The sequence below is a fragment of the Pseudomonas sp. YuFO8 genome (assembly GCF_035065025.1).
Classification (GTDB): Bacteria; Pseudomonadota; Gammaproteobacteria; order Pseudomonadales; family Pseudomonadaceae; genus Aquipseudomonas; species Aquipseudomonas putida_AE.
Map to the genome: position 1 here is coordinate 105,414 of NZ_JAXDEQ010000011.1, position 22,401 is coordinate 127,814.

Consider the following 22,401-nt stretch of genomic DNA (forward strand, 5'->3'; position numbering starts at 1 on the left):
CAGCCTTTTGGTTGCGGGGGCTTTTTTATGGATGCGTGATGTCCCCAAAAGATCGCAGCCTGCGGCAGCTCCTACAGGGGAATGTGTACACCTGTAGGAGCTGCCGCAGGCTGCGATCTTTTGATCTTACATCTCCACCTGCGTCCCCAACTCAATCACCCGGTTCAACGGCAGATTGAAGAAGCGCAAATTGCCGTTGGCGTTCTGCAACATGAACGCGAACAACCCCTCGCGCCAGCGGGCCATGCCTTCGAGCTTGGAGGCGATGACCGTCTCGCGGCTGAGGAAGTACGTGGTGCGCATCGGGCTGAAATCCAGCTCATCGAGATGACAGAGTTTCAGCGCCTTCGGCACGTCAGGCTCGTCGGTGAAACCGAAATGCAGGATCACCCGGAAGAAGCCTTCGCCGTAGGATTCGACCTCGAAGCGCCGGCTCGCCGGCACGCGTGGAATATCCTCGTAGACAACGGTCAGCAGCACCACCTGCTCGTGCAGTACCTGGTTATGCAACAGGTTGTGCAACAGCGCGTGGGGCACGGCGTCCGGTCGCGCGGTGAGGAACACTGCCGTGCCCTGCACGCGATGCGGCGGTTGCACGGCGATGCTGCTGATGAAAATCTCCAGCGGCAAGCCACCCTCGTCGATACGCTCCACCAGCAATTGCTTGCCGCGTTTCCAAGTGGTCATCAACACGAACAGCGCAATACCGGCGATGACCGGGAATGCCCCGCCCTGGACGATTTTCGGCACATTGGCGGCGAAGTACACCCCGTCCACCAGCAGGAAACCCAGCAGGATCGGCACCGCCAGCACCGGCGGCCACTTCCACAGCAGCAGTATCACCGCCGACACCAGGATACTGGTCATCAGCATGGTCCCGGTCACCGCTACGCCATAGGCCGAGGCCAGGGCACCGGAGGATTCGAAACCCAACACCAATAGCACCACGCCAACCATCAGCGCCCAGTTCACCGCGCCGATGTAGATCTGGCCCTGTTCGGCGCTGGAGGTGTGCTGGATGTGCATGCGTGGAATGTAGCCGAGCTGGATCGCCTGACGGGTCAGGGAGAACGCGCCGGAAATCACCGCCTGGGAAGCGATCACCGTGGCCAGGGTCGAAAGACCGACCAGCGGAATCAATGCCCAGCTCGGCGCCAGCAGATAGAACGGGTTGCGCGCGGCTTCCGGATCGCCCAGCAGCAGCGCCCCCTGGCCGAAGTAATTGAGCACCAGCGCCGGCAGCACCAGGATGAACCAGGCGCGGGCAATCGGCTTGCGGCCGAAGTGGCCCATGTCGGCATACAGCGCTTCGGCACCGGTCAGTGCCAGCACGACCGCGCCCAGGATCGCCACGCCCATGCCCGGGTGCACCACGAAGAACCGCACGCCCCACGCCGGGTTCATCGCCTGCAACACTTCCGGGTGCTGGATGATCCCATGGACACCCAATGCCCCCAGCACCACAAACCAGGTGACCATGATCGGCCCGAACAGGATGCCGATGCGCGCGGTGCCGTGGCGCTGGATCAGGAACAACGCCACCAGCACGATCAACGACAGCGGCACCACCCAGTGGTCGATGCCGTCGAATGCCAGCCCCAGGCCTTCAATGGCCGACAGTACGGAAATCGCCGGGGTGATCATGCTGTCGCCATAGAACAGCGCCGCACCGATCAGTCCGCAGACCACCAGGATCGTGCGCAATTTCGCGTGCCCTGCTGCCGCCCGCCGGGCCAGCGCGGTCAAGGCCATGATCCCGCCTTCGCCCTGGTTATCGGCACGCAGGACAAACATCATGTACTTGATCGACACGACCCAGATCAGCGACCAGAAGATCAGCGCCAGAATCCCCAGCACGCCGTCATGGTTGACCGGTACGCCATAGCCCCCGGAAAAGACTTCCTTGAGGGTGTACAGCGGGCTCGTGCCGATATCGCCATAAACCACCCCGACCGCCGCGACCAGCATGCCAATAGGCTTGGCCGCCGTATGACCGGCACCCTCAGCCTGACTACTTGCCTGACCCATCCACCACTCCTACTACCCAGACCCGGGCTTCTGCGAAGAAGCACTATGCTTTGTCATGCAGCATGCGCTGTTTTACTTGCTGTTACAGACGTTTTGTTGACTGTAAAAAATCGGTAAAGCCCAACGGCGCGAAGCATAGCGCAGCACTCGTCGTATTTCCCTGCATAAAGCTGGTCAAGTGAACGTCTCATCGCTAGAATTGCGCACTTTTTGATCAGAGGCGCAGTTCAAGCGCCCGTCCGTCGGTTTTGCCCAACCCGGCAAGCGGCGTCACAAAACACCGAGGTTAGACATGTCCACCACTCCTGCGCCGGCCAATCCAAAGGTTGGCTTCGTATCACTGGGTTGCCCGAAAGCACTGGTCGACTCCGAGCGCATCCTCACCCAGCTGCGCATGGAAGGCTATGACGTGGTGTCAACCTATCAGGACGCCGATGTCGTGGTGGTCAACACCTGCGGCTTCATCGATTCGGCCAAGGCCGAGTCCCTGGAAGTGATCGGCGAAGCCATCAAGGAAAACGGCAAGGTCATCGTGACCGGCTGCATGGGCGTCGAAGAAGGCAACATCCGTAACGTGCACCCGAGCGTGCTGGCCGTGACCGGCCCGCAGCAGTACGAGCAGGTGGTCAACGCCGTGCACGAAGTCGTGCCGCCGCGTCAGGATCACAACCCGCTGATCGACCTGGTGCCGCCGCAAGGCATCAAGCTGACCCCGCGCCACTACGCCTACCTGAAGATTTCCGAAGGCTGCAACCACAGCTGCAGCTTCTGCATCATCCCGTCGATGCGTGGCAAGCTGGTCAGCCGTCCGGTCGGTGACGTGCTCGACGAGGCCCAGCGCCTGGTCAAATCCGGCGTCAAGGAACTGCTGGTCATCTCCCAGGACACCAGCGCCTACGGCGTCGATGTGAAGTACCGCACCGGATTCTGGAACGGCGCGCCGGTGAAAACCCGCATGACCGAACTCTGCGAAGCCCTCAGCACCCTCGGTGTCTGGGTGCGCCTGCACTACGTCTACCCGTACCCGCACGTCGACGAGCTGATCCCGTTGATGGCGGCCGGCAAGATCCTGCCGTACCTGGACATCCCGTTCCAGCACGCCAGCCCGAAAGTCCTCAAGTCGATGAAACGCCCGGCGTTCGAAGACAAGACCCTGGCGCGGATCAAGAACTGGCGCGAAATCTGCCCGGACCTGATCATCCGTTCGACCTTCATCGTCGGCTTCCCCGGCGAGACCGAAGAAGACTTCCAGTACCTGCTGAACTGGCTGACCGAAGCCCAGCTCGACCGCGTCGGCTGCTTCCAGTACTCGCCGGTAGAAGGCGCACCGGCCAATGACCTGGATCTGGAAGTGGTCCCCGACGACGTCAAGCAGGACCGTTGGGAGCGCTTCATGGCGCACCAGCAGGCCATCAGCTCGGCGCGCCTGCAAATGCGCATCGGCCGTGAAATCGAAGTGCTGGTCGATGAAGTCGACGAGCAAGGCGCGGTCGGCCGCTGCTTCTTCGATGCCCCGGAAATCGACGGCAACGTGTTCATCGACAACGGCAGCAACCTGAAGCCAGGCGACAAGGTCTGGTGCAAAGTGACCGATGCCGACGAATACGACCTGTGGGCTGAACAGATCTAAACGCAAAAAATACGAAAAGCCCTGCTCTCTTGAGAGATGCGGGGCTTTTTTACGGCTATCGTTTGGTGAGGAACGGATTCTCATCTCCAACAACCCAAGGGGCAGGCTGGCATGCGCCAACATTCGGTCATTCACACACCGAAACAAAGCGACTACGAAGAATTGACCAGGGTCTGGGAGGCCTCGGTCCGCGCCACCCACGACTTTCTGCCGGACAGCTATATCGAACTGTTGAAGAACCTGGTGCTGACCCGCTACCTCGACGCGGTGATGCTGATCTGCACCAAGGACTCGCAGCAACGAATTACCGGATTCGCCGGAGTCGCGGCGGGCAAGATCGAGATGCTTTTCATCGACCCGGCGCATCGCGGCCAGGGTCTGGGCAAACGGTTACTGCGTTATGCCCTGGAAAACCTCAACGCCGATCAACTGGACGTCAACGAACAGAACCCGCAAGCCTTGGGGTTTTACTTCAAGCAGGGCTTCGAGGTCATCGGTCGTTCGGAGGTCGATGGCATGGGGCAGCCTTATCCGTTGTTGCATATGCGTTTGCGGCAGGCTCAACAGCTGACGCGCAACGGCTGACACAACACAGCTCCTACAAAAAAACGCATGGTACAAATGGAATCGCGATTAACCGGCGCCACGCAGGTACAATGCCCACCCCTTTTTTGTTACGGCCCTGTCATGACTGACCCGATTCGACTCTCCAAACGCCTCATCGAACTCGTCGGCTGTTCCCGTCGGGAGGCTGAGCTGTTCATCGAGGGCGGCTGGGTCACCGTCGACGGCGAAGTCGTCGACGAGCCGCAGTTCAAGGTCGGCACCCAGAAAGTCGAGCTCGACAAGGACGCCAAGGCCACCGCGCCAGAGCCGGTGACCATTCTGCTCAACGTGCCCGCGGGCATGGACGCGGACAGCGCCATGGCGACCATCAGCGCCGAAACCCTGAGCGAAGAGCATCGCTACGGCAAGCGCCCGCTCAAGGGCCACTTCCAGCGCCTGACCGCCAGCACCGACCTGCAGGCCAATGCCAGCGGTTTGCTGGTGTTCACCCAGGACTGGAAGATCCTGCGCAAGCTCACCGCCGACTCCAGCAAGATCGAGCAGGAATATGTGGTGGAGGTTGAAGGCGAGATGGTTGCACACGGCCTCAACCGCCTAAACCACGGCCTGACCTACAAGGGCAAGGAACTGCCGCCGGTCAAGGCCAGCTGGCAGAACGAAAACCGCCTGCGCTTCGCCATGAAGAACCCGCAACCGGGCGTGATCGCCCTGTTCTGCCAGGCCGTCGGCCTGAAGGTCGTGGGCATCCGCCGCATCCGCATCGGCGGCGTGTCCATCGGCAAGGTGCCCCTGGGGCAATGGCGCTACCTGTCCGGCAAAGAGAAGTTCTAAGGCCTCTCACGCCGCCACACATTCTGGCGCCGCGGCTTGTGCGGCGCCCACTGCTGAATATCAGGATTGCACACCATGATTCATAACGACGTACTGCGCAGCGTGCGCTACATGCTCGACATCAGCGACAAGAAAGTCATCGAGATCATCAAGCTCGGCGGCATGGACGTGACCCTGGCCGACCTGCTGACCTACCTCGACAAGAAAGAGGAAGACGAGGAAGGCTTCGTACGCTGCCCGGACGAAGTCATGGCGCATTTCCTCGACGGCCTGGTGATCTTCAAGCGCGGCAAGGACGAAAGCCGTCCACCGCAGCCCATCGAAGTGCCGGTGACCAACAACATCATCCTGAAAAAGCTGCGCGTGGCCTTCGAGCTGAAAGAAGACGACATGCACGCGATCCTCAAGGCCGCCGAGTTCCCTGTGTCCAAGCCTGAGCTGAGCGCGCTGTTCCGCAAGTTCGGCCACACCAACTACCGCCCGTGCGGCGACCAGTTGCTGCGCAACTTCCTCAAGGGCCTTACCCTGCGCGTGCGCCCGCAATAACCCCCAAGGCTGATTGCAACCCCTTGTAGGAGCTGGCTTGCCAGCGAAGGCGGCTGATTGATCGCCGCAAGGCTCTCGGGCCTCTTCGCTGGCAAGCCAGCTCCTACAAGGGCCGACGCCGTATGACCCCTCATTCCGCGCAAAAATAATGGCTCCGCTGACCGCGACTGACGACTAGGGTGTAATGACCTTCAGCCCTCAGGATTCGCCATGCATCCCTACTTCTCCCTGCAAGGCCGCACCGCACTGGTGACCGGCGGCACCCGTGGCATCGGCAAAATGATCGCCAAGGCCTATGTCGAGGCTGGCGCTACCGTCTACGTTTGTGCCCGTGATGTCGAAGCCTGCCGGCAAACCGCCGATGAGCTCGGTGCGCTCGGACGCTGTCACGCGGTGGCCGCCAACCTGGCCACGGAAGAAGGCGTACAGCAGTTGGCCACGCGCCTGGGCGAGCAGATGACCCACCTCGATATCCTGGTCAACAACGCCGGGACCACCTGGGGGGCACCCTTGGAGAGCTACCCGATCAAGGGCTGGGAAAAGGTCATGCAACTGAACGTGACGTCAGTATTCAACTGCATCCAGCAATTTCTGCCGCTGTTACGCAAGGCGGGTTCGCCTGCGAACCCGGCACGGATCATCAATATCGGTTCAGTCGCCGGGATTTCATCCTTTGGCGAACAGGCGTATGCCTACGGGCCGAGCAAAGCGGCCTTGCATCAACTGTCGCGGATCCTGGCGCGGGAACTGGTGAGCCAGCACATCAACGTAAACGTGATCGCCCCGGGGCGCTTTCCGAGCAAAATGACCCAGCATATCGGCAATGATGAGCAGGCATTGGCGCAGGACACCGCGTTGATCCCGATGAAGCGCTGGGGCCGCGAGGAAGAGATGGCGGCTTTGGCCATCAGTCTTGCGAGTACGGCCGGGGCCTACATGACCGGCAACATCATTCCGCTGGACGGTGGGTTCAGCCTCTGAAATCGGCGTTACGGCCTTCGCGAGCAAGCCCGCTCCCACACTGATCTCCTGTGTACCCTATATCAAATGTGGGAGCGGGCTTGCTCGCGAAGGGGCCGGCACAGGCACAACTGAATGCTGGTCGAACGGGTTATCATGCGCGCCTTAATTCTGCCTCGACCCCAAACCATGACCTACAGCGTTTCCCCCATCGGCTTCGTGCGCTCCTGCTTCAAGGAGAAATTCGCCATTCCACGCCAGCCGCAACTGGCCCCGGCCGCCCGTGGCGTACTGGAACTGGTGGCACCGTTCGATCAAGGGGACGCGGTACAGGGCCTGGAGCAGGTCAGCCACGTGTGGCTGCTGTTCCTGTTCCACCAGGCCCTGGAGGAAAAGCCACGACTCAAAGTCCGACCTCCGCGCCTGGGCGGCAACAAATCCATGGGGGTGTTCGCCACGCGCGCCACCCACCGGCCCAATGGCATTGGCCAGTCCGTGGTCAAGCTGGACAAGGTCGAAGCGGATCGCCTGTGGATATCCGGGATCGATCTGCTGGATGGCACACCGATCCTCGATATCAAACCCTACGTGCCATATGCAGACATCATCGACACAGCCAGCAACAGTATCGCCAGCGCTGCGCCGTCGCTTATCGCCGTGCAGTGGACGGACTCGGCCCTGCAACAGGCTCACGGGCATGCTCAGCGCCTTGCAGAGCCCCTGGTTGAGCTGATTGAGCAATGCCTGGCGCAAGATCCGCGTCCGGCGTACCAGACGCCTGCGCCGGAACGGGAATATGGTGCGCAGTTCTGGGATGTGGATGTGCGCTGGCACTATCCGAGTCCGGAGCTGATCCGGGTCCTTGAAATCATTCCCGCAAAAGCCTGAACGCCGCAAACAACTGTGGGAGCGAGCCTGCTCGCGATTGCGGTGTGACAGCCAACATTAATGTCGACTGACACCCCCATCGCGAGCAGGCTCGCTCCCACAGGTAAAACAAAAGCGGTTGCTGGTGCTTATTTCTCTACGAATGCACGCTCGATCAGGTAATCACCCGGCTCGCGCATCCGCGGCGAAACCTTCAGGCCGAAGCTGTTCAACACTTCGCTGGTCTCGTCGAGCATGCTCGGGCTGCCGCACAGCATGGCGCGGTCGTCCTGCGGGTTGATCGGTGGCAGGCCGATGTCGCTGAACAGCTTGCCGCTGCGCATCAGGTCGGTCAGGCGACCTTCGTTCTCGAACGGCTCGCGGGTCACGGTCGGGTAGTAGATCAACTTGTCACGCAGCGCGTCGCCGAAGAACTCGTTCTGCGGCAGGTGCTCGGTGATGAATTCGCGGTAGGCGACTTCATTGACGTAACGCACGCCGTGGCACAGGATCACTTTTTCGAAACGCTCGTAGGTTTCCGGGTCCTGGATGACGCTCATGAACGGCGCCAGGCCGGTACCGGTGCTGAGCAGGTACAAATGTTTGCCAGGCTTCAAGTCATCCAGCACCAGCGTGCCGGTAGGCTTCTTGCTGATGATGATCTCGTCGCCTTCCTTCAGATGCTGCAGCTGGGAAGTCAGCGGACCATCAGGCACCTTGATGCTGAAGAACTCGAGATGCTCTTCCCAGTTCGGGCTGGCGATCGAGTAAGCGCGCATAAGCGGGCGGCCATTGGGCTGTTGCAGGCCGATCATCACGAACTGACCGTTCTCGAAGCGCAGGCCCGGATCACGGGTGCACTTGAAGCTGAACAGAGTGTCGTTCCAGTGATGAACACTGAGGACACGCTCGTGGTTCATGTTGCTCATGTACGGGGACTCCTGGAGATTGGGTCTGCGCTTGCTCTTTCAGGAAGAGACCGGCGGTGCGCAATTGCATCGCATTCTAATAGCGCCGACAATATCTGTTAACTGGATTATTAAGATAAGGGTTATCGGTTATATCGATATGCGATTTACTCTCCGTCAACTTCAAGTGTTCGTCGCCGTCGCCCAGCAGGAAAGCGTCTCCCGTGCTGCGGGCCTGCTCAACCTCTCGCAGTCGGCGGCGAGCACGTCGATTACCGAGCTGGAGCGCCAGTGCAGCTGCCAGCTGTTCGATCGCGCCGGTAAACGCCTGAGCCTCAACGCCCTGGGTAAACAGCTGCTGCCCCAGGCGGTCGCCCTGCTCGACCAGGCCAAGGAAATCGAAGACCTGCTCAATGGCAAGTCGGGTTTCGGCTCATTGGCGGTGGGCGCAACCCTGACCATTGGCAACTACCTTGCGACCCTGTTGATCGGCGGTTTCATGCAGCGCCACCCGGAAAGCCAGGTAAAGCTGCATGTGCAGAACACCGCCAACATTGTGCAACAGGTCGCCCACTACGAAATTGACCTGGGTCTGATCGAAGGCGATTGCAGCCACCCGGACATCGAAGTGCAAAGCTGGGTCGAAGATGAGCTGGTGGTCTTTTGCGCGCCACAGCACCCGCTGGCCAAACGCGGCACCGCGACCATGGAGGAACTGAGCCATGAAGCCTGGATCTTGCGTGAACAAGGTTCAGGCACGCGCCTGACCTTCGACCAGGCCATGCGCCATCACCGTAGCGCGCTGAACATCCGCCTGGAGCTGGAACACACCGAGGCCATCAAACGCGCCGTGGAGTCCGGCCTGGGGATAGGCTGCATCTCGCGGCTGGCGCTGCGGGATGCGTTCCGTCGCGGCAGCCTGGTCGCGGTGGAGACCCCGGACCTGGACCTGGCGCGACAGTTCTATTTCATCTGGCACAAGCAGAAGTACCAGACCTCGGCGATGCGTGAATTCCTCGACCTGTGCCGCGCGTTCACCGCCGGGGTGCAGCGCAGCGACGAGATCGTCCTGCCAGCGATCGCTTAAAGCAGGATCACCGCCCAGACCAGCGCAATCATGGTCAAGGCGACGAATTGCGCGGCACTGCCCATGTCCTTGGCGTTTTTCGACAACGGGTGCAATTCAAGGGAAATGCGGTCGATGGCCGCTTCCACAGCCGAATTGAGCAACTCGACGATCAGCGCCAGCAGGCAGACCGCAATCAGCAACGCCTGCTCGACACGACTCACGTTCAAGAAGAACGACAGCGGGATCAGGATGACGTTGAGCAACACCAGTTGCCGAAATGCCGCCTCGCCGGTGAAGGCTGCGCGCAGGCCGTCCAGCGAGTAGCCGGAAGCATTGAGGATACGTTTCAGGCCGGTCTGGCCTTTGAAAGGTGACATAGAGTAGGAACTGACCAAAAAAGGGAGTGGGAAAGCTAGATTAACCAAAGTCAAAAAAGCGTGAAGGTGCCAGCGCTTAATGGCTTGAAATTGACTCAAGTTGTTGCAGCAGCAGCGCCGCCTGGGTGCGAGTGCGCACATTCAGCTTACGAAAAATCGCGGTGACGTGGGCCTTGATGGTCGCTTCGGACACACTCAGTTCGTAGGCGATCTGCTTGTTCAGCAACCCTTCGCAGACCATGGTCAGCACCCGGAACTGTTGCGGCGTCAAGCTGGCAAGGCCTTCGCTCGCCGCCTTGGCTTCATCTGAAACGCTGACGGCTTCGAACGCCTGCGGTGGCCAGAACACATCGCCATCAAGCACCGCGCGCACGGCTTTCTGGATGACACTCAGGTCGCTGGACTTGGGGATGAAACCGCTTGCACCAAATTCCCGGGATTTCACCATGATCGTCGCTTCTTCCTGGGCCGAGACCATGACCACAGGAATTTGCGGATACTGGCCGCGCAACAGCACCAACCCGGAAAAACCGTACGCACCCGGCATGTTCAGATCCAGCAGCACCAGGTCCCAGTCAGCCTTTTCGGTCAGGCGGGTCTCCAGCTCGGCAATGCTCGCCACTTCCACCAGGCGCACATCCGGGCCCAGGCCCAGGGTCAGCGCTTGATGCAGGGCGGAACGAAAAAGCGGATGGTCATCGGCAATCAGGATTTCGTATGTGGCCATTTTTCAAATGATCCTGTTCTTCATGGGACGCCCGATGCATTCGGGCATCGCCAAAACAACTCGAGGTAACAGCCACGGAGCTGCACCAACAGGGCACGTTCAACGCAAAAAACGGCGTTTCAAACTCTGGCCGCACCCTAATCGGCGCCAAGCATGCCCAGCGAAACCGGGGTGGTCAAGCGACATGGCCGGCACACTTTATTGCAGCATCGGCGACAATCAGTCCATCAATACCACTGCTGGCTGAACATAGGCCATCAACTCGGTGTGCGCCGGGGTCGAAACATTCATTTCCAGCTGACGCTTGGCGTCGAGGTAATGCTGGCTGAACACATCGAAATAGGCATCGAGTGCCGATGCCGCCTCGCCATCGCCCGCCAGATCGAGACACAACGCCGCGACTTCCGCGGTGCACAGGTGTTCGCTGCGGGTGGAACGGCGCAATTGATAGCGCGAGAGCTTCTCGGGCAACAGGCTAAGGATCGGCAGCGCGTCGAAATAAGGGCTCTTGCGGAAAATCTTGCGGGCTTCGGTCCAGGTCGCGTCCAGCAAGATGAACAGCGGTCGCCGGGTGTCATCGACTGCCACGCTGTGAGTCACCCGCTCAGGCGCGACATATTCACCCGGGAACACCAGATAAGGCTGCCATTGCGGGTCGGACAGCAACGCCAGCAACTGTTGATCGACCTCGGTACGCGACCAGATGAAGGCATGGTTGTCACGCACCACATCGGCAATCAGCCAGCCGGTGTTGCTGGGTTTGAACACTTCCTTGCCGGTCATGATCAGGCACACTCCGGAGCGGGTCTCGACCTGCGGACGCCAGGCGCACAGGCAGTGACTCTCGATCACGCGGCACGCGCGGCAACGAGTCGCCCGCCAGCCACGGGCCTGGATCGGCTTGATGCCTTCCTCTTCGCGCTGGTCGCGCAGACGGGCTACGGCGTTGGGGGCATGGTTCATCGCAGGCCACGGCAGAAAAAAGAGATCGACACGAAAAGCACTCGCAGGGTGAAAGTGCAGGCAGTTTACCAGACCCACCAGAGCAAACCTGTACCGTCCAGGCCCGCGCCCCTATAATTCGCCGCCACTGAACGCACAGTCATGTGATGGGTCAAACCCCCATCACTGCCCCAGGAGAGTTTCATGCTGCGCCTTATCGTTCCCACCGCTGCCATTCTGCTGGCGTCGTCCTTCAACGCTCAGGCTGCGTCCTTGAGTGAGCAGAATCTGAACAGAGAGCTGCGCAACGTCGCCACGCAAAGCAGCGTCGGCACTCCACGGGCGATCAATGAAGACATTCTCGATCAGGGCTACACGGTCGAGGGCAATACGCTGATCAACCACCTGAGCGTGCAAAGCAGTCACGCCAACAAAATGCGCGCCGACCCCAAGGCCGTGTACTTCCAGCTTGGCGCCTCGGTCTGCAACAACCCGTCCTTCCGCAAGCTGATGGCCAAGGGCGCGGTCATGCGTTATGACTTCACCGAGGTCAAGACCAACCGTGCGGTGGGCTCTGCCAGCTACCAGGAATCGGATTGCCCGAAAGCGACCCAGAAGAAAAAGTAAGTCAGTGGGATTTTGCGCGCCGCTGTTCATCCTCGGCGCGCAGTTCCGCCACCAGCGCCTGCAAATAGCGTGAACGCCGCTCCGCGCCCATAAGACGCCGGCAGCACTCCTCCTCGAGACTCAAATGATTGATCTCGGCTGATGACTTCAGCAATCGATACAGTTGCGTATCGATCTCCAGAATGACCCTGGCCATGGCTTACCGGCTCCCTGCGCTTCGCTCGTAATGAGCGAAAAATCCTTTAACCGCTTGTACCTTGCGCCCTGCCCTTGACGCCAAGTTGTCGTGTAGTACCTGTAACTTAGTAAATCAGAGCACAGCATACTCGGGGCGGGTTCAGACGAGCGGTGAAACCACCTCGCAAATCGTCAATAAACGGTTGCCAGGAAAGACTTTGCGGCGCAATGATCAAGGCAGCACGAATCATCGCAAGGGTCTAGATTTCAGGTATCCACGTTCATTTGTCAGGGCATGAAAAGGTGCCGCCCGTTACACCTTGCGCTGTGCGAACGTTTCTTTCATCCAAGGGAAAAACAGAGCCGGTATGGATGACTCGATCACCGGTCGGGTCAAGTGGATCGCCCAGGCATGGGCCTGGGCAGACAGCGCCACATGAAGTGGCGTGGCGTAGACGCTGAAGGGTCGACGCCGATGGCTCTGTGCAGAAGGAGAAGTTGAATGCCTTACCAACCGAATGACCTCCTGAGCCGTCATTTTCAAGAAAGCGGCCACGACCTCATCAGCAAGGTCGAAGAACAGCTCAACCTGGTTTCACCCAATAGCCCGAACATCCCGATCTACCGCGACATGATCCTGACTGTGCTGCGCATGGCCCAGGAAGACCACAACCGCTGGAATGCCAAGATAACCCTACAGGCCCTGCGCGAACTCGAGCACGCGTTCCGGGTGCTGGAGCAGTTCAAGGGGCGACGCAAGGTCACTGTTTTCGGCTCCGCACGCACGCCAGTGGAACATCCCTTGTATGGCCTCGCCCGGGAACTCGGCGCCGCCCTGGCGCGCTCGGACATGATGGTCATCACGGGTGCGGGAGGCGGCATCATGGCCGCGGCCCACGAAGGGGCTGGCCTTGAGCACAGCCTGGGATTCAACATCACCCTGCCCTTCGAGCAACATGCCAACCCCACCGTCCAGGGCACGACCAACCTGCTGCCCTTCCATTTTTTCTTCACGCGCAAGCTGTTCTTCGTCAAGGAAGCGGATGCCCTGGTGTTGTGCCCGGGTGGTTTCGGCACCCTGGACGAAGCGCTGGAAGTCCTGACACTGATCCAGACAGGTAAAAGCCCATTGGTGCCCGTGGTACTGCTGGACGCGCCGGGCGGCAAATTCTGGCAGGGCGCGCTGGACTTCATCCGCCAGCAACTGGAGGAAAACCACTACATCCTGCCCGCCGACATGAAGCTGGTGAAGCTGGTCTACAGTGCCGAAGAAGCGGTGGAGCAGATCAACCAGTTCTACAGCAATTACCACTCCAGCCGCTGGCTCAAGCATCAGTTCGTGATTCGCATGAACCACAAGCTCAGTGACCAGGCACTCGAACACATGCAGGAGGCATTCGCCGACCTGTGCCTGAGTGATCAATTCCATCAACATGCCTACAACGGCGAAGAGCACGATGAAGCACAGTTCAGTCACCTGGCGCGACTGGCCTTCACCTTCACCGCCCGTAATCAAGGCCGACTGCGCGAGCTGGTGGATTACATCAACCTGGCGGAAAACTGGGCACAAAACCAACCAACAGTGCAGCCGCGTACGCGAGAGCCAGTAAAGGTCATGTGAGGCAAAAAAAACGGCCCGCTATCGAAATAGCGGGCCGTTTCAGTCAATCATCCATCCCTCGGCCGCTGAACAAGCGGCTGATCATTTCCATGGAATATCCCCGATACGCCAGGAACCTGCCTTGCTTGGCACGCTCCCGAGCGTCTATAGGCAAGTGCCCGGAGAATTTGCGCCGCCAGGTGTCCTGCAGCTGCTCCTGCCAGTCGATGCCGCTCTCGCGCAAGGCGAGTTCGATGTCGCTGCGTTGCAGGCCGCGCTGCCCCAACTCTTCACGAATGCGCAAAGGGCCATAGCCGGAACGGGCACGGTAGGAAACAAAGCTTTCAAGGTAGCGGGCTTCGGACAACAAGCCCTCTTCCGTCAACCGGTCGAGTGCTGTTTCGATCATTTCGGGGAGAGCGCCGCGCTGACGCAGTTTACGCGTCAGCTCGACTCGACCGTGCTCGCGTCGTGCGAGCAGGTCCATTGCGGTTCGCCGCACCGCGACGAGGGTATCGAGTACGGCGGTCATCGGATCAATCAGATATCAGCGTCAGCCAGATCGTCTTCGGTCTCTTTTACCGCAGAAGCCTTGGCGTCCGCTACCGAAGCCGGCGACAGCAGCTTGTCACGCAGTTGTTTCTCGAGCGTTGCGGCAATATCCGGGTTATCCGCCAGGTACTTGGCCGAGTTGGCTTTACCCTGGCCGATCTTGGTGCCGTTATAGGCATACCAGGCACCGGACTTCTCAACGAAACCGTGCAGAACACCCAGGTCGATCATCTCGCCATTGAGGTAGATGCCCTTGCCGTAAAGAATCTGGAACTCGGCCTGACGGAACGGCGAAGCCACCTTGTTCTTTACAACCTTGACGCGGGTCTCGCTACCGACGACTTCATCACCTTCTTTCACCGCACCCGTGCGGCGGATATCCAGACGAACCGAGGCGTAGAACTTCAGCGCGTTACCACCGGTAGTGGTTTCCGGGCTGCCGAACATCACGCCGATCTTCATGCGGATCTGGTTGATGAAGATCACCAGGCAGTTGGCGTTCTTGATGTTACCGGTGATTTTACGCAGCGCCTGGGACATCAGGCGGGCTTGCAGGCCCACGTGCATGTCACCCATCTCGCCTTCGATTTCAGCTTTTGGCACCAGCGCTGCCACGGAGTCGACGATGATCACGTCAACCGCATTGGAACGCACCAGCATGTCGGTGATTTCCAGGGCTTGCTCACCGGTGTCTGGCTGGGAAACCAGCAGGTCGTCGACGTTGACGCCCAGCTTGCCGGCGTACTCAGGGTCGAGGGCGTGCTCGGCATCGACGAATGCGCAGGTCGCGCCGGCTTTCTGGGCCTGGGCGATCACGGACAAGGTCAGTGTGGTTTTACCGGAAGATTCAGGACCGTAGATTTCAACAATGCGGCCTTTTGGCAGACCGCCAATGCCCAAAGCGATGTCCAGACCCAGAGAGCCAGTGGAGATGGCCGGGATCGCCTGACGGTCCTGATCGCCCATACGCATTACGGCACCCTTGCCGAATTGACGTTCGATCTGACCCAGGGCCGCAGCCAAGGCTTTCTTCTTGTTGTCGTCCATTAAAGTCCTCACGTAATCAATAAGGCCTGACGGCCAACACCTGTATAAGTAGACAGTATTATTCCACAGCGTTTGCGGATCGCCTACCCCTGATTTGAGATTTCTCCCGCGGCATGGCGAAGCAGCCCCTCTAGCGCGGCCTTCACCGTTTGTCGGCGGACCTCGTCGCGGTTACCGGCGAAGTGCTGTACCTCGCTGAACACCTGGTCGTCGACGCCCCACGCCAGCCAAACGGTGCCCACCGGCTTGCTGGGAGAACCGCCGTCCGGCCCTGCCACCCCGCTGACCGCCACGGCAAAACGCGCACTGCTTTTTTTCTGTGCGCCACGGACCATGGCCTCGACCACCTCCCGACTGACCGCTCCCACCGTTGAAAACAGCTCGGTCGGGACATTCAGCTGAAGCGTCTTCTGGCGGTTGGAATAGGTGACATAACCGGCCTCGAACCACGCCGAGCTACCCGGTATCCGGGTAATCGCCTCGCTGATACCGCCGCCCGTACAGGACTCGGCGGCGGTGACGTGGGCATTGAGAACCTGCAGACGCCTGCCAAGTTCAGCGGCCAGCTGAGTGATTTCTTTCACGGTCAACTCCTGATCGGACGGAATGAGGCTAACGTACACGAGCGAGTAGCGCTTGCAAGTGACGGACTATCTAGATGTGCGCGGGCAAGCGCTCTGACACAGGCCTCACGGGCTTGCAGGCGGGCATAACACGGCCTTTGCCCGGTCCCACAGCAGCAAACGATCCTGCAACCCGTTCAAGCCACCATTGATACGTCGGGTAATACGGTTGAACTCATCGCCGTCGGCCAGTTCATTGAGGCCGTTTCGCTCCCAGAACCAGGCCGCGGATTCGGCGGCCCACTGTGGCAGTTCCAACAGTTCGGGTTGTTGCAACAAGCGCTCATCAGCAAACAGCGCCCGACTGCACTGCAGATAATTACTGCGGCCGGTGACCTGGATCAGGCCACGACCCCGATAGCGTTGTCCGTCGCCGTCGGGCTCAGGAGAATTGCCCAGGCGCTCGGCCAAGTCCCCGGTATCGTATTTCTCGAAATACTTCTCGTTGCCCAACTCTCGCACATGCTGCAACTGCCCGGACTCGTGGCCGATTTGCGCCAGGAAGGCGGCGATGCGCCCGGGGGTACTGATATTACGGCGCGCCATGGCGTTATTGAGGACCAGGATGAACGCCCCTGCTTGAGTGCGGGCGCCTGGAAAAATCATGAGTAACTGTTGCTCGGTGAGGTGCATCGCTCGCTCCTTGATTGATGCATGAAATTCGCAAGGTGGGGCTGGGAGCGCCACACCCTGAGCACAAGATTACAGGCCTGCCCCACATAAGCCTCGCCGGCAATTGTTGCGCCGTGTTGTGCCGCGCGATCTTTGCATCTGGCGAGAACGCTACTCGTATTTGACTGCGAAACGAGCGCTCCCTTCAGAAAGCACGATTATCTCAATCGAAATGGCTGGCGCCGGTGGCCTTTAGGAACTCGCGCTGATTAAGCCCATATTTACGGAATTGGGGGCGACTTACTTAGACAGGCCTATATAATTCATGGCTCCACATTCTCAACGGTCGCTATGGGTTGGTAACTGCCCTTTGCAACAGGCAACAATCGGCCAATAGCGGCCTATCAACTTGGTACTCTCTAAGAAACCAGGATCTTTTCAGTCATCGTCGAAGGCAGTTTCTCACTGATCATTCTTCAACAATCAAACTGGCAACCCTTGAGCTAAATTTCAGCTTACCCTGCTCTTGGGTAACAAGAGGGGCGCCGAAAAGACGCCCTAATGTCTGCAAGCAATCCTGATCAACTATTGTCCATAAAGTGCTTCAGACAATGTGCTCAAAATGCTAAATGCCGAGTCAGTTGATCAGCCCGCGGTGACGGTCATACCGCCGTCGGCCATGACCACGGAGCCGACGATGAAGCTCGCGCGGTCCGAAGCGAGAAATGCCACAACTTCGGCGACCTCCTCAGGCTGCGCGGCACGACCAATGGGGGCGGCTTCGCCGTGCTGGGCCAAGAAGCCAGGGCCGTCATCAACCACGTCGTTGAGTATGTTGGTCACCACGTCGCCGACGCCGATGGCATTGACGCGAATGCCATGCCCAATCGCCTCGAGCGCCAGCGTGCGGGTCAACTGGGCCAATGCGCCTTTGGACGCGGTGTAAGCGGCAATGGTTGGGAATGCGAAATAGGATGCGTAAGAAGCGATGTTGACTATCGCTCCCGATTTATTAGGCATCATCGCCTTGACCGCTTCGCGGCAATGCAGGAAGGCGGCGGTGGCGTTGACCGCCTGGATGCGCTCCCAGTCTTCTCGGGTCATGTCTATGACTAACTTGTTGATGATGATCCCGGCGTTGTTCACCAGAATGTCCAGCCGACCGAACGTTTCGACGGCCAAACCCACTGCGCGCTCCGCGGCGCCGTCTTCGGTGATGTCGGCCACCAGCGGCACTAACCCAGGGCGGGCAAGTTCTTCGACGGCGCGATTGCGGTCTTCCGCAATGACCTTGGCGCCACGCGCGTGCAGCAACAGTGCGATAGCCTTGCCGATGCCACTTGCTGCGCCGGTGACCAGCGCGACTTTGCCGTCGACTTCGTTGGAAATGCTGTGATTGATCTCGGTCATGATGCTCTCCTGCCATGCGAGCCGACGAGATATTCGTCGGCTCAGCGCCCGTGAGGCGCTGTCGTTATCGACGGCTTTACTGTCTCGCAATGGGGAGAACCGGGCTTTCGCGGGATTGCCGCACCTGTCGGAGTTTTGCGCTAGCGATAAAGCTTTACGCGTCCGATACTGCCTTGGGTGCTGACCCGCCGGGCAACCATGCTCGAGTACGACGATGCTAAGTTACTCTATCAACGCCAGCCCCTGCCTGAGGGCTTTTCGATGGAGCCTCCTGTGCACCATCCTGATCATAAAGACCTGACACCGATCGATGCTCAGCGCATCACGGCCGAATCGATGCCGCATCATCTGCCGGGAACACCACGGGTGGTGCCCCTTCTCCCGCAGATGCAGGATGTGATGGTGCAGTTGTTCAGCCATCACAGCACCGTCGAGCCAATACTGGTGCCTGCCGTGGTGGAGCCTCTGCTGGTATTGGTCCTGGCAGGCATGGCCAGGGTCGAGGAACGCTCCCTTGGTGGGGAATGGAAAGCCGTCAAGGTGCAGGCTGGCGACTTCTTTCTCACCAACACAAGCGAGCCCTACGAAATGCGCTGGCAGACAACGGGGTGCGACACCTTCGAAGTGATGCATCTGTATCTCGGCCTTCCCCTGATCGACCGGGCTGCCCGTGATCTTCTGGGCGAGCACACCGCTGCGGTGACCTTCCTCGATATCTCCGGTGCCCAGGATGAGCGGGTGAATTTCATGTTGAATCAGTTGCGCTTCGAGTTGATCGAGGAGCGTAAGCCCAGCCTGTTGTTCGTTAACAGCCTGGCTCAGGCGCTGACCGTCCACCTGATACGCCGTTATCTCGATCCGCATAGCACTGTCCGTCGCGGCAACGCACTACAAGCGTACAAGCTGCGACGCGTCATCGATGCGATGAACGAGCACCTGGCCGATGACTTTCGCCTTGCGGATTTGGCTCATATCGCTGATTTGAGCGAGTATCACTTCAGCCGGATATTCAAGCGCGCCACGGGACTGTCGCCATCACAGTATTTCATTCGCCTGCGCATGAGTCGCGCCCGACATCTACTGCGCGAGACCGATCGCAGCATTATTGATGTTGGATTGGAAGTGGGTTACTCCAGCCCCAGCCATTTCTCCCAGGTTTTTCGTCGCGAGGTCGGTGTCACACCCAGCGCCTACCGCCAAGCGTGACATGTCCCGCGAGCTCTGCACCTTGAGGCGCTCATCCCGCTTGCGTATCCGCCTGCACACGAAAGTGGCCGCGCGTTATCAGCCCGTTGCGATTAGTGGATCTTGAGGTTCGTTGCCAGAAAATCCATGAAGGCTCTGACACGTGTGGGCAATTTTCCTCCTTGCCCTACGTAAACCGCATGCACCTCTGTCTTCGCGACGGGCATGAAACCCTCTAAAACCGAAACCAGTCGGCCATGCGCCAGATCTTGCTCAACCTGGCAAAACCCTACGCGGGCAAGGCCGAGCCCGAGGATTGCAAGTTCTCGTACTCCGTTGCCGTCACTGACCCGTGCGTTGCCGGTAACGGATACCGGGGTCAGTTGGCCGCCATCGCTCACGAAACTCCACTCCATCATCGGCTGACTGAAGGTGAACCCCAGACAGTTGTGGTCTGCAAGATCGGCTGGAATTTTTGGTGTGCCGCGTGCCGCAAGGTAGTTGTATGCCCCAGACCCGGCTATATCTGCCGTGTTGCCACTCATACTCTAATCCAGAGGCTGAAAGACGGAGGTAAATTTCAGCAAATGACGTGCCACCACTTGGATACCAAGTCTGGAGGATGAGATGAACAGCGAGATAAAACTGGCCCTGATTCACAGTGGTGAGGATGAACAAGGTTCACAGCCTGCGCTGATGAAGTGGGCGACTGATGTGTTAGCGCAACGTGCAGAGTTCGAACCTTGGTTACTAGAACCCGCCAACTTCCTGGGCAGGTCTGACAATGCGGCAGTCGTACAGCGACGGGAAATTCTGCGCCAATTGGCCGAAGCTGATGCATTCCTGATCATTACCTCGGAACAGGGCAATGTTCATCACTGCGCGCTGAAGGCATTCATTGACCAGGTTTCGGATTGCTGGCACGCAAGGCCGGTGGCATTCATCGGTTATGGCGGAGTATCGGGTGGACTGTGCGCGATCAGTCAGCTTCGCCAGATCCTGGCCGGACAGCACGCGGTACCCATCTGCAATTTCGTGTCCTTCCCTGATCCCTGGGGGCTAACCGTGGGGGCTGAGGCAATATTTCAGACTGATCAAGCCAGGCTTTCAATGGCTCGAATGCTGGTACAGCTCAATTGGTGGGCTAGAGCCCTGAAAGCTGCCCGGGAACAAATGCGCTATGAACGGGTGGGGTAAGCGGCGGAAGTCGCCGCTGCAGAAATGGGCAAGGGTTACGCAGTATTCGACTAACGCAAACATGTTGCTCGTCCCTAACCTTGTTTCGAGGCCCGCTTCCTGGGCAAACGGCAGAGGAAACCTATCATGTTGAACATCAAGGACAAAGTCATCGCAATCACCGGCGCAAGCAGCGGTATTGGTGAGGCTACTGCGCGACTGCTGGCTAGCCAGGGCGCAAAAGTGCTGCTCGGCGCTCGTCGTACCGACCGACTTGAAATCATTGCTGGCGAGATCAATGCCTCCGGCGGCAAGGCGGAATTTCGTGCGCTGGACGTCACCGACCGAAAGGATGTCCAGGACTTCATCGCCTTCGCCGTTACCCGGTTCGATCGGGTCGATGTGCTAGTGAACAACGCGGGTGTGATGCCTCTTTCCAAACTCGAGGCACTCAAGGTGGATGAGTGGGACCGTATGATTGACGTGAACATTCGCGGAGTTCTGCACGGTATCGCCGCTACGTTGCCGCTTATGCAGCGCCAACGGGCCGGGCAGATCATCAATATAGCGTCTATTGGTGCCTATGCAGTAAGTCCGACTGCGGCCGTTTACTGCGCCACCAAGTACGCTGTCCGGGCCATCTCGGAAGGCCTTCGCCAAGAGGTTGGAGGCGACATTCGGGTTACGGTCATTGCGCCGGGTGTCACCGAGTCCGAGTTGGCCGACAGCATCTCTGACGAGGGCGGTCGCGCAGAAATGAAGGCGTTTCGCAAAATCGCGATTTCGGCCGACGCCATAGCACGAGCGATTGCCTATGCCGTGGAACAACCTGCGGATGTGGATGTAAGCGAACTGATCGTTCGGCCCACGGCGAGCCCTTTCTAACGGAATGTGCAATTGCCACGCAGGCCTCGCTGCCTGGCGCTCCAGCTCGTCAATTTGACTGGCTTCAATACCGAATGCCATGGGAGGCGATCAGCGTATTAACCCTATCAAGGAGCAACGATATGACTGGTTCTTCAAGCGATCAAAACAAGTATGTCGGTATGTGGGTTACCGTGGATGGCCGCATACGTCATGAGCTGCTTACCGGTGGCCGCTATGCCGAGGCCCGTGGCGATAAGAAATGTGCCTACCAGGGAAGCTATTGGCTCGAAGGAAACCGTATCGAGTATGTGGACGACACAGGCTTCACCGCCGACGGTGAGTTCCGTGACGGGGTTCTCTATCACGCCGGGATGGTTCTCTATGTGGAAGAGGAAAATACTTGATATTCAGTGCTGGCAACTAACAACGGAATGGCGGCAACTGTGGTCGGGACGGGGCTGCTTTTGGCAAATTTCTGCCTATCGCCACTGTCAGCTTTGGGTCGATCTCTGCCCTTCCTGCAAGGTAAGAATCGGCCCGGAAGCGGACGTTCGACTGATCAGATCAAGGTGGCTAAGCTGGCGCCTTTTCCAACGACAGGGACGAACGCATGACAGAGGTCTACCAGGGAAGCTGTCTTTGCACAGCAATCAGTTATCAGCTACTGACTACGCCCAAGGCAGTGAGTCATTGTCACTGTAGTCAATGCCGTAAAGGTCACGGTGCAGCATTCGCTTCGTATGGTAGCGTGCCCCGTAGCGCGTTACGGATACTCAACGGCGCTGGGCAAGTCATTAGGTATTCTTCTTCAGAATCGGTGCTGCGCGAGTTCTGCGCGCAGTGTGGTTCAACTTTGTTCTGGTCACGCTCACAAGGTGAATTTTCCGATTGGGTTTCGATAGCACTGGGCACACTCGACACCCCCTTCACGCCTCAGAAGCAAAAACACGTTTATGTCGCCTCCAGAGTTCACTGGTATACGCCACCCAGCTCATCGCCTCAGATCGATTGACCGCAATCGGCCGATTCTGTTGAAAAAGTCGGATTTTCAGCTCGCCTGAGCTCAGGCACGA

Annotated in this window: 26 protein-coding genes; 14 read left to right on the plus strand and 12 right to left on the minus strand. The window is 59.0% G+C overall.

Annotated elements, in window-relative coordinates:
• Window positions 1–126 precede the first annotated feature (126 nt).
• Window positions 127–2,028: a potassium transporter Kup gene (locus SOP95_RS12525; RefSeq protein ID WP_274073319.1), complete on the minus strand. Its 1,902-nt coding sequence runs from the start codon at window positions 2,026–2,028 to the stop codon at window positions 127–129.
• Between the two features lie 292 nt (window positions 2,029–2,320).
• Between SOP95_RS12525 and rimO the strand changes: the two genes are divergently transcribed.
• The 6 genes from rimO (at window position 2,321) to tsaA (ending at window position 7,450) form a co-directional block, all read left to right on the plus strand.
• Window positions 2,321–3,658: a 30S ribosomal protein S12 methylthiotransferase RimO gene (rimO, locus tag SOP95_RS12530; protein ID WP_008052161.1), complete on the plus strand. Its 1,338-nt coding sequence runs from the start codon at window positions 2,321–2,323 to the stop codon at window positions 3,656–3,658.
• 111 nt (window positions 3,659–3,769) lie between these two features.
• Window positions 3,770–4,243, plus strand: coding sequence for an acetyltransferase (locus SOP95_RS12535; RefSeq protein ID WP_274073318.1), 474 nt, complete (start codon window positions 3,770–3,772; stop codon window positions 4,241–4,243).
• Window positions 4,244–4,345: 102 nt separating this feature from the next.
• Window positions 4,346–5,056, plus strand: coding sequence for an rRNA pseudouridine synthase (locus SOP95_RS12540; protein ID WP_274073317.1), 711 nt, complete (start codon window positions 4,346–4,348; stop codon window positions 5,054–5,056).
• Between the two features lie 75 nt (window positions 5,057–5,131).
• Entirely contained in the window at window positions 5,132–5,602 is a 471-nt protein-coding gene (locus SOP95_RS12545; protein WP_103394455.1) for a DUF1456 family protein, read from the plus strand.
• A 210-nt stretch (window positions 5,603–5,812) separates the two neighbouring features.
• Window positions 5,813–6,583 carry an SDR family oxidoreductase gene (locus SOP95_RS12550; protein ID WP_274073316.1) on the plus strand — a complete coding sequence of 257 codons (771 nt, stop codon included), beginning with the start codon at window positions 5,813–5,815 and terminating at the stop codon, window positions 6,581–6,583.
• A gap of 168 nt (window positions 6,584–6,751) precedes the next feature.
• The gene (tsaA, locus tag SOP95_RS12555; RefSeq protein ID WP_323607278.1) at window positions 6,752–7,450 is read left to right on the plus strand and encodes a tRNA (N6-threonylcarbamoyladenosine(37)-N6)-methyltransferase TrmO; all 699 of its coding nucleotides are present in this window, start codon (window positions 6,752–6,754) and stop codon (window positions 7,448–7,450) included.
• Window positions 7,451–7,578: 128 nt separating this feature from the next.
• Here the strand turns inward: tsaA and fpr are convergent, their stop codons facing one another.
• On the minus strand, window positions 7,579–8,358 hold the full coding sequence (gene fpr, locus SOP95_RS12560; RefSeq protein ID WP_008054100.1) for a ferredoxin-NADP reductase: 780 nt from the start codon (window positions 8,356–8,358) through the stop codon (window positions 7,579–7,581).
• A gap of 139 nt (window positions 8,359–8,497) precedes the next feature.
• On the opposite strand from fpr, the gene SOP95_RS12565 reads away from it, so the two are divergent.
• Window positions 8,498–9,424, plus strand: coding sequence for a LysR family transcriptional regulator (locus SOP95_RS12565; RefSeq protein WP_274073314.1), 927 nt, complete (start codon window positions 8,498–8,500; stop codon window positions 9,422–9,424).
• Here the strand turns inward: SOP95_RS12565 and SOP95_RS12570 are convergent.
• From SOP95_RS12570 to SOP95_RS12580, 3 genes are all read right to left on the minus strand, one after another.
• Window positions 9,421–9,783 carry a diacylglycerol kinase gene (locus tag SOP95_RS12570; protein ID WP_034149863.1) on the minus strand — a complete coding sequence of 121 codons (363 nt, stop codon included), beginning with the start codon at window positions 9,781–9,783 and terminating at the stop codon, window positions 9,421–9,423. The genes SOP95_RS12565 and SOP95_RS12570 overlap by 4 nt on opposite strands.
• A 76-nt stretch (window positions 9,784–9,859) precedes the next feature.
• A complete protein-coding gene (gene erdR, locus SOP95_RS12575; protein ID WP_034149864.1) occupies window positions 9,860–10,510 on the minus strand; it encodes a response regulator transcription factor ErdR in 651 nt (216 codons plus the stop codon).
• A 219-nt stretch (window positions 10,511–10,729) separates the two neighbouring features.
• Window positions 10,730–11,473: a tRNA-uridine aminocarboxypropyltransferase gene (locus tag SOP95_RS12580; RefSeq protein ID WP_274073313.1), complete on the minus strand. Its 744-nt coding sequence runs from the start codon at window positions 11,471–11,473 to the stop codon at window positions 10,730–10,732.
• 183 nt (window positions 11,474–11,656) lie between these two features.
• Between SOP95_RS12580 and SOP95_RS12585 the strand changes: the two genes are divergently transcribed.
• Window positions 11,657–12,079 (plus strand): PA3611 family quorum-sensing-regulated virulence factor, encoded by a 423-nt coding sequence (locus SOP95_RS12585; protein WP_274073312.1) that lies wholly within the window; start codon window positions 11,657–11,659, stop codon window positions 12,077–12,079.
• Between the two features lies 1 nt (window position 12,080).
• Here SOP95_RS12585 and SOP95_RS12590 read toward each other — a convergent pair whose 3' ends face one another.
• A complete protein-coding gene (locus SOP95_RS12590; protein ID WP_180203236.1) occupies window positions 12,081–12,275 on the minus strand; it encodes a hypothetical protein in 195 nt (64 codons plus the stop codon).
• A gap of 483 nt (window positions 12,276–12,758) precedes the next feature.
• Between SOP95_RS12590 and SOP95_RS12595 the strand changes: the two genes are divergently transcribed.
• Window positions 12,759–13,877: a TIGR00730 family Rossman fold protein gene (locus tag SOP95_RS12595; protein WP_274073311.1), complete on the plus strand. Its 1,119-nt coding sequence runs from the start codon at window positions 12,759–12,761 to the stop codon at window positions 13,875–13,877.
• Between the two features lie 43 nt (window positions 13,878–13,920).
• Here SOP95_RS12595 and recX read toward each other — a convergent pair whose 3' ends face one another.
• From recX to SOP95_RS12620, 5 genes are all read right to left on the minus strand, one after another.
• On the minus strand, window positions 13,921–14,388 hold the full coding sequence (gene recX / locus SOP95_RS12600; protein WP_274073310.1) for a recombination regulator RecX: 468 nt from the start codon (window positions 14,386–14,388) through the stop codon (window positions 13,921–13,923).
• Window positions 14,389–14,396: 8 nt separating this feature from the next.
• Entirely contained in the window at window positions 14,397–15,455 is a 1,059-nt protein-coding gene (gene recA, locus SOP95_RS12605; RefSeq protein WP_008060630.1) for a recombinase RecA, read from the minus strand.
• Window positions 15,456–15,538: 83 nt separating this feature from the next.
• A complete protein-coding gene (locus tag SOP95_RS12610) occupies window positions 15,539–16,039 on the minus strand; it encodes a CinA family protein (RefSeq protein ID WP_274073309.1) in 501 nt (166 codons plus the stop codon).
• A gap of 105 nt (window positions 16,040–16,144) precedes the next feature.
• A complete protein-coding gene (locus SOP95_RS12615; protein WP_274073308.1) occupies window positions 16,145–16,711 on the minus strand; it encodes a glycoside hydrolase family 19 protein in 567 nt (188 codons plus the stop codon).
• 624 nt (window positions 16,712–17,335) lie between these two features.
• On the minus strand, window positions 17,336–18,100 hold the full coding sequence (locus SOP95_RS12620) for an SDR family NAD(P)-dependent oxidoreductase (protein WP_323607279.1): 765 nt from the start codon (window positions 18,098–18,100) through the stop codon (window positions 17,336–17,338).
• A gap of 261 nt (window positions 18,101–18,361) precedes the next feature.
• On the opposite strand from SOP95_RS12620, the gene SOP95_RS12625 reads away from it, so the two are divergent.
• Complete coding sequence (locus SOP95_RS12625) at window positions 18,362–19,306, plus strand: helix-turn-helix domain-containing protein (protein ID WP_323607297.1); 945 nt, start codon at window positions 18,362–18,364, stop codon at window positions 19,304–19,306.
• Between the two features lie 92 nt (window positions 19,307–19,398).
• Here the strand turns inward: SOP95_RS12625 and SOP95_RS12630 are convergent, their stop codons facing one another.
• Window positions 19,399–19,830: a LysR substrate-binding domain-containing protein gene (locus tag SOP95_RS12630; RefSeq protein ID WP_323607280.1), complete on the minus strand. Its 432-nt coding sequence runs from the start codon at window positions 19,828–19,830 to the stop codon at window positions 19,399–19,401.
• 82 nt (window positions 19,831–19,912) lie between these two features.
• Between SOP95_RS12630 and SOP95_RS12635 the strand changes: the two genes are divergently transcribed.
• The 4 genes from SOP95_RS12635 to SOP95_RS12650 all read left to right on the plus strand — a co-directional run bounded on the left by SOP95_RS12635 (window position 19,913) and on the right by SOP95_RS12650 (window position 22,340).
• Window positions 19,913–20,482 carry an NAD(P)H-dependent oxidoreductase gene (locus tag SOP95_RS12635; RefSeq protein WP_323607281.1) on the plus strand — a complete coding sequence of 190 codons (570 nt, stop codon included), beginning with the start codon at window positions 19,913–19,915 and terminating at the stop codon, window positions 20,480–20,482.
• 126 nt (window positions 20,483–20,608) lie between these two features.
• Window positions 20,609–21,346, plus strand: a complete 738-nt coding sequence (locus SOP95_RS12640; RefSeq protein WP_323607282.1) for an SDR family oxidoreductase — start codon at window positions 20,609–20,611, stop codon at window positions 21,344–21,346.
• A gap of 122 nt (window positions 21,347–21,468) precedes the next feature.
• Window positions 21,469–21,732, plus strand: a complete 264-nt coding sequence (locus tag SOP95_RS12645) for an Atu4866 domain-containing protein (RefSeq protein WP_323607283.1) — start codon at window positions 21,469–21,471, stop codon at window positions 21,730–21,732.
• A gap of 206 nt (window positions 21,733–21,938) precedes the next feature.
• A complete protein-coding gene (locus SOP95_RS12650; RefSeq protein ID WP_323607284.1) occupies window positions 21,939–22,340 on the plus strand; it encodes a GFA family protein in 402 nt (133 codons plus the stop codon).
• The last annotated feature ends 61 nt before the right edge of the window (window positions 22,341–22,401 follow it).

Excerpts from the sequence above, each read along its gene's own strand:
- SOP95_RS12525 (WP_274073319.1), bottom strand. The coding sequence starts at position 2,028 with ATGGGTCAGGCAAGTAGTCAGGCTGAGGGTGCCGGTCATACGGCGGCC.
- rimO (WP_008052161.1), top strand. The coding sequence starts at position 2,321 with ATGTCCACCACTCCTGCGCCGGCCAATCCAAAGGTTGGCTTCGTATCA.
- SOP95_RS12535 (WP_274073318.1), top strand. The coding sequence starts at position 3,770 with ATGCGCCAACATTCGGTCATTCACACACCGAAACAAAGCGACTACGAA.
- SOP95_RS12540 (WP_274073317.1), top strand. The coding sequence starts at position 4,346 with ATGACTGACCCGATTCGACTCTCCAAACGCCTCATCGAACTCGTCGGC.
- SOP95_RS12545 (WP_103394455.1), top strand. The coding sequence starts at position 5,132 with ATGATTCATAACGACGTACTGCGCAGCGTGCGCTACATGCTCGACATC.
- SOP95_RS12550 (WP_274073316.1), top strand. The coding sequence starts at position 5,813 with ATGCATCCCTACTTCTCCCTGCAAGGCCGCACCGCACTGGTGACCGGC.
- tsaA (WP_323607278.1), top strand. The coding sequence starts at position 6,752 with ATGACCTACAGCGTTTCCCCCATCGGCTTCGTGCGCTCCTGCTTCAAG.
- fpr (WP_008054100.1), bottom strand. The coding sequence starts at position 8,358 with ATGAGCAACATGAACCACGAGCGTGTCCTCAGTGTTCATCACTGGAAC.
- SOP95_RS12565 (WP_274073314.1), top strand. The coding sequence starts at position 8,498 with ATGCGATTTACTCTCCGTCAACTTCAAGTGTTCGTCGCCGTCGCCCAG.
- SOP95_RS12570 (WP_034149863.1), bottom strand. The coding sequence starts at position 9,783 with ATGTCACCTTTCAAAGGCCAGACCGGCCTGAAACGTATCCTCAATGCT.
- erdR (WP_034149864.1), bottom strand. The coding sequence starts at position 10,510 with ATGGCCACATACGAAATCCTGATTGCCGATGACCATCCGCTTTTTCGT.
- SOP95_RS12580 (WP_274073313.1), bottom strand. The coding sequence starts at position 11,473 with ATGAACCATGCCCCCAACGCCGTAGCCCGTCTGCGCGACCAGCGCGAA.
- SOP95_RS12585 (WP_274073312.1), top strand. The coding sequence starts at position 11,657 with ATGCTGCGCCTTATCGTTCCCACCGCTGCCATTCTGCTGGCGTCGTCC.
- SOP95_RS12590 (WP_180203236.1), bottom strand. The coding sequence starts at position 12,275 with ATGGCCAGGGTCATTCTGGAGATCGATACGCAACTGTATCGATTGCTG.
- SOP95_RS12595 (WP_274073311.1), top strand. The coding sequence starts at position 12,759 with ATGCCTTACCAACCGAATGACCTCCTGAGCCGTCATTTTCAAGAAAGC.
- recX (WP_274073310.1), bottom strand. The coding sequence starts at position 14,388 with ATGACCGCCGTACTCGATACCCTCGTCGCGGTGCGGCGAACCGCAATG.
- recA (WP_008060630.1), bottom strand. The coding sequence starts at position 15,455 with ATGGACGACAACAAGAAGAAAGCCTTGGCTGCGGCCCTGGGTCAGATC.
- SOP95_RS12615 (WP_274073308.1), bottom strand. The coding sequence starts at position 16,711 with ATGCACCTCACCGAGCAACAGTTACTCATGATTTTTCCAGGCGCCCGC.
- SOP95_RS12620 (WP_323607279.1), bottom strand. The coding sequence starts at position 18,100 with ATGACCGAGATCAATCACAGCATTTCCAACGAAGTCGACGGCAAAGTC.
- SOP95_RS12625 (WP_323607297.1), top strand. The coding sequence starts at position 18,362 with ATGGAGCCTCCTGTGCACCATCCTGATCATAAAGACCTGACACCGATC.
- SOP95_RS12630 (WP_323607280.1), bottom strand. The coding sequence starts at position 19,830 with ATGAGTGGCAACACGGCAGATATAGCCGGGTCTGGGGCATACAACTAC.
- SOP95_RS12635 (WP_323607281.1), top strand. The coding sequence starts at position 19,913 with ATGAACAGCGAGATAAAACTGGCCCTGATTCACAGTGGTGAGGATGAA.
- SOP95_RS12640 (WP_323607282.1), top strand. The coding sequence starts at position 20,609 with ATGTTGAACATCAAGGACAAAGTCATCGCAATCACCGGCGCAAGCAGC.
- SOP95_RS12645 (WP_323607283.1), top strand. The coding sequence starts at position 21,469 with ATGACTGGTTCTTCAAGCGATCAAAACAAGTATGTCGGTATGTGGGTT.
- SOP95_RS12650 (WP_323607284.1), top strand. The coding sequence starts at position 21,939 with ATGACAGAGGTCTACCAGGGAAGCTGTCTTTGCACAGCAATCAGTTAT.